Genomic DNA, 14,412 nt, shown 5'->3' with positions numbered 1-14,412 from the left:
ATATTTAATTAAATTGCTCACTAATAAATTAACTAATACTCTAACATGAAAACAATCTTAACGTTTTTTACAATGCTTTTTTGCGTGGTATCTTTTGCTCAAACCACAATTAAAGGTAAAATTTCTGATAATACTGGGCTACCCTTACCTGGTGCAAATATTGTAGTAGTTGGTACATCATCTGGTACTATTTCAGATTTTGATGGAAACTATACTTTGACCGTGGATCAAGATCCACCGTTTTCAATTCGTATAAGTTATACAGGCTTTGAAGCTCAAACAATTGAAATAACAAGCAATAATCAAACTGTAGATGTTACTCTTGCAGAAGGTAACGAACTTGATGAAGTTGTTATCTCTGCTTCAAGAACTCCTGAACGTATTTTTGAATCACCTGTTACTGTTGAGCGTTTTGGTCTAAAAGAAATTAAAAACACGGCTTCAGTAGATTTCTACGATGGTTTAGAAAATCTTAAAGGTGTAGACATTAACACAAACAGTTTAACTTTTAAGTCTATTAATACAAGAGGTTTCGCGACTTTTGCCAATACACGATTTATGCAATTAGTAGACGGCATGGATAACTCTGCTCCTGCTCTTAACTTCCCATTAGGAAACTTATTGGGTATGACAGAAACTGATGTGCATAGCGTAGAGCTTTTACCAGGTGCTTCTTCTGCACTATATGGGGCAAATGCCTTCAATGGAATTTTATTTATGAGAAGTAAAAGCCCTTTTGATCATACAGGAATAAGCGGTTATGTGAAAAGAGGTATCACCTCTCAAGAAGCTGCTGGAGACAATGATTATACCGATTTAGGTATAAGAATGGCTTATAAATTCAGTGACAAATTTGCTGCAAAAGTTAATTTTGGTTATTTAAAAGGAACGGATTGGGCTGCTGTTAGTGAAGAAGACAAACTAAACAGAGGACTTACAAGAGCCGATACAGATTATGATGGTATCAATGTATATGGTGATGAAGTTAGCACTAATATAAGATCTGCTTCTGGTTTGGGAATTATTCCTGATGTAGAAGTAAGTCGTACAGGATACAACGAAAGAGACTTAACAAACTATAATGCTGAAAGTATTAAAGCAGATTGGGGATTATATTTCCGTCCGTGGGCTAATGATTTTGAAATTCAATATGTAGGTAAAGTTGGTTCTGGTAATACCATTTACCAAGGTGCTAACCGTTATAACCTTAAAAATTTCTTCTTACAACAACATAAAATAGAAATTAGAAACGATAACTTCTTTGTTAGGGGTTATGTTACCGAAGATAAAGCTGGTGATTCTTACGACATGGTATTCACTGGTATAAATATTAACAGAGCTTGGAAGAGTGATGCTGACTGGTTTGGAGATTATATTTCAACATTTGCTGGTTTAACACTTTCGCAACCTACGTTATCTGATGAACAAAAGCATGCACAATCTAGAGCTGTTGCTGATACAGGAAGATTAATTCCAGGAACACCTGAATTCCAGAGAACATTTGAACAGGTTACAAATGATCCTGATTTAGGTTCTGGTTCTAGATTTCAGGATAATTCTAAAATCTATCACGCTGATGCTAATTATAACTTTGGTGATATGATTGAATTTGCTGAAGTACAAGTTGGTGGTTCTTACAGAAGATATAAGTTAAACTCTTTTGGTACTATTTATACTGATACTGACGGACCAATCAACTACTCAGAAGTTGGTGTTTACACACAATTACAAAGATCATTGGAATTATCTGAGAATGTAGACTTAAAATTAACTGGATCTCTTCGTTATGACAAATCAGAACTTTTTGACGGTTTCTTCTCACCAAGATTATCTGCTGGTTTTACAATAAATGAAGATCATAACATTAGAGCCTCTTTCCAAACAGGATTCAGAAACCCAACCACTCAAGATCTTTATATTGGTTTAGATGTTGGTAGAGCAATATTAATTGGTGGTGCTTTTGACAACCCAGAAAGAGATATTAGAAATTATGATTTAAGTGCCGTTGGATCTGCAATTACAGGTCAGAATAATATAAACTTTGATGGTACTGGTGCTTATAATAACTCATTCTTTGCCTCTTCCGTTCAAGATTTTGGAGCCACAGGGAATCCTGCAGCATTAGAAATAGCAAATTCTAATTATGCAAAACCAGAACAAGTAAGCTCTATTGAATTAGGCTATCGTGGTAAAATAAATGACTTCATTATTGATGCTTCAGCATACTATAATACCTACCAAGATTTCTTAGCTAACGAAACAGTTATTGCACCTTTTTATGGTGATGTACAATTAACACAAACAACGACAGGTGGTACACCTTTAGCAGTGGCAGCAATAGCTAATGGAGATTATCAAGTATACCAGACTTACACAAATTCAGATGAAACCGTAAACTCTTATGGTGCTGCTGTTCAAGTCTCTACTAAAGTATTTAACGGTTTCGATTTAAGTGCCAACTACACTTATGCTAAATTAGACTTTGACGTAAAAGCGAATCCTGATTTTAGAACAAACTTCAACACACCAGAGCACAAAGTAAAGGCGTCTTTTGGTAAAACTGAATTATTCAAAAACTTTGGCTTTAATGTGGCTTGGAGATGGAGTGACAATTATTTCTGGGAAGCTTCTTTCGGTGATGGTGATGTACCAGCATATCATGTGTTGGATGCTCAAATTAGTTATCAAGTTCCAAGTATTAAATCAACTTTCAAAGCAGGAGCAACTAACTTGCTACAAGACGAGTACTTTACAGCATTTGGTACTGGTTTAATAGGTTCTCAATACTACTTATCTTGGACAATCAACAATTTATAATAACGGAAAAGAAAAATATAAAATGAAGACAATAAAATATATAGCTTTATCATTACTAACCTTAGGAATGATGAGTTGCGAGAATGAGCTCGTAGACGATTTAAGAGATAGAAATAGTGAAGACCCAATAATTAATGAAGAATTTACACAAGGTATTGCAGATTTTTCAAACTATATAGCCATTGGGAATTCGCTTACAGCTGGGTATACTGACAATGCCTTATATAGAATTTCTCAAGAGAATTCTACACCAGCAATATTGGCACAACAATTCGCAACTCTAGCCAACGGTGGTGACTTTAACCAACCTCTTACAAATGACAATATTGGTGGATTGTTATATGGAGGCACACCTATTGCTTCTCCAAGATTATATGTATATGTAGACCCTGATTCTAACGAAGACAGCTGTCCTTATCCAAACCCAGATAGAACAGGACCATCAATTTTAGGTGTATCCCCTGAAGATCCAAACTCAAATCCTATAGCTCCAACTACAGACATTATTATGAATAACCCAACTGGGCCTTTTAATAACTTAGGAGTCCCTGGAGCAAAAAGTTTTCATCTATTAGCTCCTGGGTATGGTGATCCATCTGGCGTTCTAGCAGGTACAGCGAATCCTTACTTTGTGAGAATGGCTTCAAATCCTTCTACTACGGTACTAGCTGATGCAGTTGCTCAAAATCCAACTTTTTTCTCATTATGGATTGGAAATAATGATGTTTTAGGATACGCACTTTCTGGTGGTGAAAGTAACACAGCATCATCAGATTATAATCCTATTACAGACACAGCTACTTTTACAACTGCTTATAATACTATAGTAAATACTTTAGTTGGAACTGGTGCAGATGGAATCATTGGAAACATTCCCAATATTACATCAATACCTCATTTTACGACAGTCCCTTACGCTCCTCTAGATCCTTGTAATCCTGATTTTGCGCCTCAAATACCTTTATTAAATTCAATTTTTGGGGCTTTAAATCCAATTTTCTCAGCAGTTGACCCAAGTAGAGCTATAGTATTCTCTGAAACAGAAGCTAGTCCTGTTATTATAAGAGATGAAAGCTTAGCTGATATTTCATCTATAATAACTGCTCAATTAAATGCCAGTCCAACATTCCCTGCATTTATTGCTCAATTTGGGTTACCTGCCTCAGCAGCACCGTTAGCAGCAAACTTATTAGGTGCAACTTATGGACAGTCCAGACAAGCTACAGAAGAAGATTTACTTGTATTACCAAGTTCAAATGTAATTGGAACTATTAACACTTCAAATGTTACTGCGTTAGTGGGACAAGGATTACCACAAGCATTGGCTGCCCAATTTTCAGTAGAAGGAATTAGTCTTCCTCTGGCAGATAAATGGGTTTTAATTCCATCTGAACAAAATGAAATTAGTACTGCTATAGATAGCTTCAATACAATAATAGAATCTGCTGCTTCAGCAAACGGTTTTGCATTTTTAGATGCCAATACTTTATTGGATCAATTATCAACAACAGGAATAACATCTAGTGGATACATACTAACATCAGATTTAGTCACTGGAGGTGCATTTTCTCTTGATGGCGTACACCCAAATTCTAGAGGTTACGCACTAATTGCAAATGAAATGTTAAAAGCTATTGATCTAGCTTATGGATCAAATTTCAAAAACTCAGGGAACTTAGTCGATATTTCAAATTACAGCACTACATACTCCCCTACATTACAATAAAAACTAATTCTATATATTTTAAAAAGTGTGTTCTTTTAGGGCACACTTTTTTTATGGAAAAAAGCTCGCAAAAATCACTTTTATTTTTAAATAAAAATATATCTTTGCAGCGCGAAAAACGAGCTGGTTTTTCATATTTAAATTATTGCAAAACAAAAACATATAAGTAATGTCAAAAGTTACAGGTAAAGTTGCACAGATTGTAGGTCCAGTTATCGACGTAGAATTCGGTACTGACGCAGAACTTCCAAAAATTTATGATTCTTTAGAAATTAAAAGACCTGATGGTTCTACTTTAGTACTTGAGGTACAGTCTCACATTGGTGAAGATACCGTACGTACTATCGCAATGGATTCTTCAGATGGTTTAAGTAGAGGTACTGAGGTTACTGCAACTGGTGCGCCAATCCAAATGCCAATTGGTGATGATGTTTATGGACGTCTTTTTAATGTAATTGGTGATGCTATTGATGGATTAGGTGATTTACCTAAAGCTGGTGAAGCAGGTTTACCGATTCACAGATCAGCTCCAAAATTCGAAGAATTATCAACTTCAACTGAAGTTTTATTTACTGGTATTAAAGTAATCGATTTGATTGAGCCTTATGCTAAAGGTGGTAAAATTGGTTTATTTGGTGGTGCTGGTGTTGGTAAAACTGTATTAATTCAGGAGTTGATTAACAATATTGCAAAAGGTCACGGTGGTTTATCAGTATTTGCTGGTGTTGGTGAAAGAACTCGTGAAGGAAATGACCTTTTAAGAGAAATGCTTGAGTCTGGAATTATTAAGTATGGTTCAGATTTTATGCATTCTATGGAAGAAGGCGGATGGGATCTTCAAAAAGTTGACAAAACTGCAATGAAAGATTCTAAAGCAACTTTCGTATTCGGACAGATGAATGAGCCACCAGGAGCACGTGCTCGTGTTGCATTATCTGGTTTAACTATTGCAGAATATTTCCGTGATGGTGCTGGTGATGGACAAGGAAAAGATGTACTTTTCTTCGTAGATAACATCTTCCGTTTTACACAAGCTGGTTCTGAGGTGTCTGCTCTTTTAGGTCGTATGCCTTCTGCGGTAGGTTACCAACCTACACTAGCAACAGAAATGGGTGCGATGCAAGAGCGTATTACATCAACTAAAAAAGGTTCTATTACATCTGTACAAGCGGTATATGTACCTGCGGATGATTTAACGGATCCTGCTCCTGCTACAACGTTTGCCCATTTAGATGCAACAACAGTATTATCTCGTAAGATTGCTGAGTTAGGTATCTATCCTGCGGTAGACCCATTAGATTCTACATCTCGTATCTTAACTCCTGAAATTTTAGGAGCGGATCACTATAACTGTGCGCAACGTGTAAAAGAGTTATTACAACGTTACAAAGAGTTACAAGATATTATTGCTATCCTTGGTATGGAAGAATTATCTGAAGAAGATAAATTAGCTGTAGGACGTGCACGTCGTGTACAACGTTTCTTATCACAACCATTCCACGTAGCTGAGCAGTTTACAGGTATTCCAGGTGTTTTAGTAGATATTAAAGAAACTATCAAAGGTTTTAACATGATTATGGATGGTGAATTAGATCACTTACCTGAAGCAGCATTCAACCTTAAAGGTTCTATCGAAGAAGCTATTGAAGCTGGAGAAAAAATGTTAGCTGAGGCGTAAACTAGTAATGAGACATGAGATGTTAGTAGTGAAAACTTCTAATTTTACTCAATGCTCAATACTCAACACTAAAAAATATGTATTTAGAAATTGTATCACCAGAAGCAACATTATTTAGTGGAGAAGTAACTTCAGTTACTGTTCCTGGTGTTAATGGCGAATTTGAAATCTTAGAAAATCACGCACCTATTGTTTCAATTTTGAAAGAAGGTGATGTAAAAGTAGCAGGTAGCGTTCAATTAAAAGAGGAAGTTGCTTCTAAATTTACTAAGTCAGATAAAGGAGTGTGGTTAGCTATCAATTCTGGTACTATAGAAATGAAAGATAACAAGCTAATTATCTTAGCAGATTAATTTATCTTATAAATATTATGAAAAACGCGAAGTAAATTACTTCGCGTTTTTTTATGGCATATTTTTAACTGCTTCAAGCTCTACTTTCAACTCTTGAAACATTGTCATAATAGAACTTAGTTTTAGTTCCTTTTCATCATATTCTTGAGTATTGATACAACATGTAAATTTCCATAACTCTAGAATACTTTCTCTTTTAACTAAATAAGGTTGATATGCTTTGTTATCTGAACTTAAAAGTAGATTCTGAGTATCATTCTCTGGAATGTAAATACGCTTATAAACCAAGCCATCATCTTTAGTTAACACAATGTAAGTTCTACCATTATTAATGTCACTAATATTATCAATAAACTTAGCGACAACAAAAGCTCCATCCTTAACTGGTAACATGGAATCCCCTTTTATAGGGAAAGCTCTATGTGTTCCTGTTGGTAGAAATGGTAGTTTTATTTTCTGAAGCTGCTCTATGTATTCAGGGTCATCGTAGCCTGATAAATAACCTGCAGTAGCTTTAGCTGGAATGATTTCAATTAAATCTTCATTTTCCTCATTAACTGTTATGGGGAAAAGTACACGCTTATTCCCAACTTCTATAAAGGAAGTATCCTTGGCTCTACGGAGATCTTTTCTAACTAAAATATCAATTGGTATATCAAAGTAATTTGATAGATCTATCAATCGCTCTATTGGTGGTTCGCTTCTACCTTCTTCATAAGATCCTACGACGGAACGCGTCCATTTTAGCTCATCCGCAAACCGTTCTTGAGATAATTTTCTTAAGGTTCTTAAATGTTTTATGTTGACTTGAATCGGTTTCAAAATATTTGCAGCAATATTATTTACTACAAAATTAAGTATTAATAACTACAAAAAAATAGTTAAATTTCTTCTGATTAAACTTCAGGATTAATTTGAAGCTCTTCTCCACTTTTTATTATTGTTGGAAAAATCATTGGTGCTAATGACTTCACAGGCTCATAAAGCACACTATTTTCAATATCATCTTCTTCCATAAAAGGAACCGTCTTGTTTAGTTTATTAAAAACTATAAGAAGTACACTGAGTATCAAACCTATTTTTAAAGCACCAAAAACAGCACCTAATAATTTATTGAGAATACCTAAAGCAGCAAAATTAGCAAGCTTGGTTAGCGCTTTTCCTGCTAAACTTATTAGTAAAACTATGATGACAAATGTGATTGCAAAGGCTACAATATTAACCGTCTTCTCGTTCCAATCGACTTTAGATTCCAAAAATTCTGAAGCAAAATAGCTAAAATGTATCGCACCATAAATACCCAAAACAAGTGCTAAAAGCGATGCTATTTCTACAAAAAGCCCTTTAAAAAGTCCTCTAATGAATCCAAACAACAGAAGAGCTGCCAAAACAATATCAATGATACTCATATTACTAGCGGTTTTAGCAAATATAAATTAACTTTGCCAATTCTATAACGCATAATATGCGCGATAAATTATGGCAAGAGACGAACAATTAAAAGAACGATGGGATTTGATAGTTGAAAAACTTTCTAATCAATTTGCTGATGGAGATAAATTAGATCTTGATGCTATTATCTACCTCATAGGGGTCCAGGAACTTGGTCAATTACATCGTACATACAAAAAAGATCACAAGCTAGACTTAATGCATATAGCCATCTGCAAACTTTTAGAGCCCTATGGTTTTTATGAGTTTGATTTTGTTGACGAAGACGGTTGGCCACATTATAAAATCAAAGAGCAATTACCTCATCTTAAAGCTGGTGAGCAAAGCGTCTTAATGAAAGAGGCTATTGTGAACTATTTTGTAGAAACAGAGTATATAGACTAAGATTTTTTAAATTTGCAGACTAATTAAAAGTTACTGAAAGTAAATTCAGCATAAAATGATAGACAAGTTAAAAGAACTTATTGCAGAAGCAGAAGCATTTAAAGCCGAAACCAAAGAAGAGGTTGAAGCATTCAGAATAAAATACTTAGGATCTAAAGGACTTTTGAAGCAATACTTTGCTGAATTTAAAAATGTAGCAAACGAGCAGAAAAAAGAATTTGGACAAACCATAAATCAGTTAAAGAAAACTGCTGAAGAAAAGGTAAATACCTTAAAGGAAAATTTTGAAAATAAAGAGGAAGAAAAAGGGCTTTACGGAGACTTGTCTCGCCCAGGAGAACCAATTGCTATTGGTGCTCGTCATCCTATTTCAATTGTAAAAAATCAAATTATTGATATTTTTTCTCGTATAGGTTTCAACGTTAGTGAAGGTCCGGAAATTGAAGATGATTGGCACAACTTTACAGCACTAAACTTACCTGAGTATCACCCAGCACGCGACATGCAGGATACATTTTTCATTCAAACTGATCCTGATATCTTATTAAGAACACATACAAGTTCTGTGCAGGTACGTTATATGGAAAACAATAAACCACCAATCAGAACTATTTCTCCTGGTAGAGTATATAGAAATGAAGCTATTTCTGCGCGTTCTCATTGCTTTTTTCACCAAGTAGAAGGTTTATATATTGATAAAGATGTAAGCTTTGCTGATTTAAAACAAACCCTTCAGTACTTTACAACAGAGATGTTTGGGAAGTCTAAAATTCGTTTACGTCCATCTTACTTCCCATTTACAGAGCCAAGTGCTGAAGTAGATGTATATTGGGGATTAGAAACCGAAACAGATTATAAAATCACTAAAGGAACAGGTTGGTTAGAAATTATGGGTTGTGGTATGGTAGACCCTAATGTTTTAGAAAACTGTGGCATAGATTCTAAAGAATACTCAGGATTTGCCTTTGGTATGGGAATCGATAGAATTGCAATGCTATTGAATCAAATTAGTGACATTAGACTATTAAGTGAAAATGATGTTCGATTCTTAGAACAATTCAAATCTGCTCTGTAAAAAGACACACAAATCATAACTTATTATAGCCGATAGTACTAAAAATACTATCGGCTTTATTATTTAACATTTGTTTAACTTCGTTTAGTTCGGTTTTTTCCGAACCAATCGTAAATTTGCAAGCTTAATTTAATTAAACATGGATAACCTAGAAAAAAGAAAGCTTGAGTTGGTAGAAAAACTAGGTATTTTCTTAGAAAAAAAAGAACAAATAGCACCTGTGGCTGCAAGAATTTTTTCGTTCATTATTTTAACTGGTAAACAAGGAACTACGTTTGACGATTTAGTAACAAACCTTTGTGCTAGTAAAAGCACAATTTCAACACATCTAAATCATCTGCAAGACCTTAAAAAACTAGAATATTTCACTAAACCAGGTGACCGAAAAAAATACTTTATAGTAAATGTAGATACTATGCTTCAAGGTATAAACAGAATGTTAGAAGAATGGAAAGGAGAAAAACAGCTTCATGAAGAAGTAAAGACATACAAAGTAGATGCAAATAGTAAACTAGAAAAGGAGCACCAGTTTGAATTTGGCTATCACGACAGTTCTATTGAATTTTTACATGGTGCAATTTTATCAATATCTAAACTAAAAGAATCCCTAATTAATAATGATCATTAATCAATTTTTTCAAAACATGAAACAATATAAAATACATATCATAACAGCGTTAAGTATTGTAGCATTAGTTAGCACAAGCTGTAAGCAAGAACAACCGCAGCAACAATCGCAACAGCAACAAGCAATGCCATTGGCAGTAACCACTGTGCCTCAAAAAGAGGTGACAACATATAACACTTACCCAACAACAATAGAAGGTACTATTAATAGTGAAGTAAGAGCAAAAGTGTCTGGTTACATCAATAAAGTTTTAGTAGACGAAGGACAAAAAGTAAGCAAAGGACAAACACTTTTTAAATTAGAAACTGAATCTTTAAGTCAAGATGCAGAAGCAGCAAAAGCCAGTGTTAATGTAGCACAAGTAGAGGTTGATAAATTAAAACCTTTAGTAGAAAAAAACATCATTAGCGAAGTACAGTTAGAAACCGCAAAAGCAAATTTAGCACAAGCAAAAAGTGCTTACAATAGTGTTGTTGCTAATATTGGTTACGCTACAGTAAAAAGCCCGGTTGATGGCTACGTAGGCGCAATTCCTTACAGAGAAGGATCTTTAGTAAGTGCAACTAGCGTAAATCCTTTAACTACTGTTGCTAGTATAGAAAGAGTATTTGCTTATTTTTCTATGAATGAAACAGAATATTTAGACTTCTTACAAGATACAGAAGGCACAACACTTCAAGAAAAAATCAGCAATTTTCCAAAGGTTGAATTACTACTAGCAAACGGTCAAGTTTATGACCAAAAAGGAACTATTGAAACGGTTACAGGTCAAATAGACGCTAATACTGGTACAGTAAGTTTTAGAGCCGTTTTTGATAACCCAAATAGATTGTTAACTAACGGAAATAGTGGTACAATAAAAATACCTAAAACCTATGAAAATGCTGTTGTTGTTCCTCAATCAGCTTCGTTTGAGCAACAAGGACAAACGTATGTATATACCGTTGGTGATGACAATACAGCAAAATCATCTTTAATTTCAATTAAGGATAAAAACGATTTGCTTCTTATTGTAGAATCTGGTGTAAAGAAAGGTGATTTAGTAGTTGTAAAAGGTATAGGTAAAATTAAAAACGGAACACCTTTACAACCTCAAAAAGTAGCGTTTGACAGTATTGTTAAACCCTTAAAACCTTTATTTCAATAATATTTAGAAAAAAATTATGTTAAAGACATTTATAGAAAGACCGGTATTATCTACCGTAATTTCCATCATCATAGTTATTTTGGGTGTTTTAGGGTATTCTGCTTTACCTGTAGAACAATACCCAGACATTGCACCACCAACCATTCAGGTTAATGCCACTTATCCTGGTGCAAGTGCAGAAACCATTTTAGAAAGTGTAATCATTCCTATTGAAGAACAAATTAATGGTGTTGAGGGAATGACTTATATGACCTCTTCAGCAGATAATAACGGTACTGCAAATATTACAGTGTATTTCGATCAAGAAATGAATCCTGATATTGCAGCCGTTAACGTTCAAAACCGTGTGTCTCGAGCCAACCCATTACTACCAAGTGAAGTTGTACAAACAGGAGTTACCACACAAAAGCAACAAACCTCGGCCTTGATGTTCCTATCTGTTTATTCAGATAACGATGATTACGACGGCGTTTTTGTTCAGAATTATTTAAAAATTAATGTTATTCCGGCTATACAACGTGTAAATGGTGTTGGAAATGTTCAGGTGTTTTCTAATCAAGATTATGCGATGCGTATATGGTTAAAACCCGAAAAACTTGCCGCCTACAATTTAATTCCTTCCGAAGTTATTGCCGCACTACAAGAGCAAAGTTTAGAGGCTTCTGCAGGTAGTTTAGGTCAAAATGACGGACAAGCATTTGCTTACAACATTAAGTATAGCGGACGTTTTAAAACCGAAAAACAATACCAAGACATTGTTATTAAAGCCTTAGATAATGGCGAATACCTGCGTTTAAAAGATGTAGCTAAAATTGAATTAGATGCACAAGGCTACGAGTCGTATGGGTTTACCGAAGGCTATCCGAGTGTGAATATGGGAGTTTTTCAGACGGCAGGCTCCAATGCACAAGAGATTATTACAAATATAAAATCGGAGTTAGATCGTTTATCCAAAGACTTTCCCGACGGTATAAAATATGAAATTAATTACGACACCAATGAGTTTTTAACCGCTTCTATGAACAAGGTTAGAAATACCTTAATTGAAGCCTTTTTATTGGTATTCTTGGTGGTATTTATCTTCCTTCAAGATTTCCGTTCTACCTTAATTCCGGCTATTGCTGTTCCAGTAGCCATTGTTGGTACCTTCTTTTTCTTAAACGTATTTGGTTATTCTATTAACCTGTTAACTCTATTTGCTTTAGTATTGGCAATTGGTATTGTGGTAGATGATGCTATTGTGGTGGTAGAAGCTGTACACGCCAAAATAGATGAAGGGGCAAAAAATGCGAAAACAGCAACACTGGATGCGATGCACGAAATATCGGGAGCTATTATCTCTATCACCTTAGTTATGGCGGCAGTGTTTGTTCCAGTGACTTTTATTCAAGGACCAACTGGGGTGTTTTACGAGCAATTTGGGGTTACCTTAATTGTAGCTATTTTAATTTCGGCCGTAAATGCTTTAACGTTAAGTCCGGCGTTGTGTGCCCTATTTTTAAAAGGACACGACGATCACGAAGACAAAAACAAAAGTTTTCTTCAGAAATTTTACGACCGTTTTAATGCTGGGTTTAATGCCGCTACGCAACGCTACGGTAAGTCCCTTAGCTTTTTATACAAAAACAAATGGGTAACAGCACTTATACTTGTTCTTTCTGGTGTTGGTATATGGTGGGCAGCCTCTACAACCCCAACAGGATTTGTGCCAGATGAAGATCGTGGTATTATTTTTATGAATGTAGAATTACCAGCTGGAGCTACAATGGACAGAACCAATGTAGTTACTGAAGAACTGTACCAAAAGGCCAAACAAATACCTGGTGTTCGTGGAGTAACGGTTATTAATGGCCGAAGCTTAATTAGTGGTGCCGGTTCTAACTACGGTTTAGGATTTGTAAAATTAGATAAATGGGACGAGCGTGAAAACGAAGACTTATCTTCTAGTGCCATTATTGGAAAACTATTTGGTATTGCAGCCACTATTCCAGATGCTAATATTATTTTCTTTGCGCCGCCAAGTATTCCTGGTTTTGGACTTTCCGGTGGTTTTGAAGTGAATTTAATGGATAAATCGGGTGGTAGTTTTGAAGAGTTAGATGCCACAACACAACAGTTTATTGGTAACTTAATGAAGCATCCAGAAATTCAGTATGGACAATCTTCATTCAATACAAGATATCCTCAATACGAGTTAGAAATTGATGTGCCATTAGCTAAAAGATATAACGTGTCTATAAGTAGTATATTCTCTACTTTACAAGGTTATATAGGTGGAATTTACGCAGCTGATTTTGCTAGATTTGGTAAGCAATATAGAGTTTATGTACAAGCCTTGCCAGAAGACAGAACAGATGCAAGTTCTTTAAATGAATTGTATATAAAAACAGGAAGTGGTGAGATGGCACCAATTACACAGTTCGTAGATTTAAAACGTGTATATGGTCCGCAATCTGTAACGCGTTTCAACTTATATAATTCGTCAAAAATTAGTGGAGCATCTAACCCTGGTTTTAGTACCGGTGACGCACTTGCAGTTGTTAACGAAGAAATTAAAAACTTACCAAACAACTACGATGTGGCTTACTCTGGTTTATCTAGAGAAGAGGTAAATGCAGGTAATCAAACGGTTATTATTTTCATATTGGTAATTGTATTCGTTTTCTTCTTACTCGCTGCACAATATGAAAGTTACTTATTGCCATTAGCTGTAATATTTTCTTTACCGCTAGGTGTGTTTGGAGCCTTTTTCTCAACCAAAATGTTAGGCTTACAGAATAACATTTATTTCCAAATAGCCTTAATCATGCTGGTTGGTTTATTAGCTAAAAATGCCATCTTAATTGTAGAGTTTGCGCTACAACGTAGACGTAGCGGAGAAGATTTAGTAGACGCAGCTATACATGGTGCAAAAGCCAGATTACGACCAATTTTAATGACCTCTTTTGCCTTTATCTTAGGATTAATGCCACTTGTGTTAGCAAACGGTGTTGGAGCTGCTGGTAACAGATCTATTGGTACTGGTGCTGCTGGAGGAATGTTAATAGGAACCATTTTAGGAATTTTTGTAATCCCTATTCTATTCATCTTATTCCAATGGTTGCAAGAGAAAGTTTCAGGTCAACCAAAAACAAAAACTATCGAGAACTAAA

At 35.1% G+C, this 14,412-nt stretch carries 11 protein-coding genes; 9 read left to right on the top strand and 2 right to left on the bottom strand.

Translation table 11 applies throughout. From position 1 onward, the window contains the following. Window positions 1–45 precede the first annotated feature (45 nt). The 4 genes from AC2H4K_RS08970 to AC2H4K_RS08955 all read left to right on the top strand — a co-directional run bounded on the left by AC2H4K_RS08970 (window position 46) and on the right by AC2H4K_RS08955 (window position 6,574). Window positions 46–2,817, top strand: a complete 2,772-nt coding sequence (locus AC2H4K_RS08970; RefSeq protein WP_281139240.1) for a TonB-dependent receptor — start codon at window positions 46–48, stop codon at window positions 2,815–2,817. A 22-nt stretch (window positions 2,818–2,839) separates the two neighbouring features. Beyond that, entirely contained in the window at window positions 2,840–4,543 is a 1,704-nt protein-coding gene (locus tag AC2H4K_RS08965) for an SGNH/GDSL hydrolase family protein (protein WP_281139241.1), read from the top strand. 169 nt (window positions 4,544–4,712) lie between these two features. Beyond that, on the top strand, window positions 4,713–6,221 hold the full coding sequence (gene atpD, locus AC2H4K_RS08960) for a F0F1 ATP synthase subunit beta (protein ID WP_281139242.1): 1,509 nt from the start codon (window positions 4,713–4,715) through the stop codon (window positions 6,219–6,221). A 77-nt stretch (window positions 6,222–6,298) separates the two neighbouring features. Next, window positions 6,299–6,574, top strand: a complete 276-nt coding sequence (locus AC2H4K_RS08955; protein ID WP_281139243.1) for a F0F1 ATP synthase subunit delta/epsilon — start codon at window positions 6,299–6,301, stop codon at window positions 6,572–6,574. A gap of 51 nt (window positions 6,575–6,625) precedes the next feature. On the opposite strand, the gene AC2H4K_RS08950 is transcribed toward AC2H4K_RS08955, so the two are convergent. Next, entirely contained in the window at window positions 6,626–7,396 is a 771-nt protein-coding gene (locus AC2H4K_RS08950) for an XRE family transcriptional regulator (protein WP_281139244.1), read from the bottom strand. 74 nt (window positions 7,397–7,470) lie between these two features. Then, on the bottom strand, window positions 7,471–7,983 hold the full coding sequence (locus AC2H4K_RS08945; protein WP_493742338.1) for a CvpA family protein: 513 nt from the start codon (window positions 7,981–7,983) through the stop codon (window positions 7,471–7,473). A 70-nt stretch (window positions 7,984–8,053) separates the two neighbouring features. On the opposite strand from AC2H4K_RS08945, the gene AC2H4K_RS08940 reads away from it, so the two are divergent. The 5 genes from AC2H4K_RS08940 (at window position 8,054) to AC2H4K_RS08920 (ending at window position 14,411) form a co-directional block, all read left to right on the top strand. Then, entirely contained in the window at window positions 8,054–8,410 is a 357-nt protein-coding gene (locus AC2H4K_RS08940) for a hypothetical protein (protein WP_493742337.1), read from the top strand. 55 nt (window positions 8,411–8,465) lie between these two features. After that, window positions 8,466–9,485, top strand: a complete 1,020-nt coding sequence (gene pheS / locus AC2H4K_RS08935; protein ID WP_493742336.1) for a phenylalanine--tRNA ligase subunit alpha — start codon at window positions 8,466–8,468, stop codon at window positions 9,483–9,485. Between the two features lie 139 nt (window positions 9,486–9,624). After that, window positions 9,625–10,113, top strand: coding sequence for a GbsR/MarR family transcriptional regulator (locus AC2H4K_RS08930; RefSeq protein WP_493742335.1), 489 nt, complete (start codon window positions 9,625–9,627; stop codon window positions 10,111–10,113). 16 nt (window positions 10,114–10,129) lie between these two features. Beyond that, a complete protein-coding gene (locus tag AC2H4K_RS08925; RefSeq protein ID WP_493742334.1) occupies window positions 10,130–11,260 on the top strand; it encodes an efflux RND transporter periplasmic adaptor subunit in 1,131 nt (376 codons plus the stop codon). Between the two features lie 16 nt (window positions 11,261–11,276). Then, window positions 11,277–14,411, top strand: coding sequence for an efflux RND transporter permease subunit (locus tag AC2H4K_RS08920; protein WP_493742333.1), 3,135 nt, complete (start codon window positions 11,277–11,279; stop codon window positions 14,409–14,411). Window position 14,412: the final 1 nt, after the last annotated feature.

The organism is Winogradskyella sp. 266wxhm, from assembly GCF_058964685.1.
The sequence above is the reverse complement of the archived record's forward strand: the minus strand, read 5'-3'. Positions and strand labels throughout refer to the sequence as shown.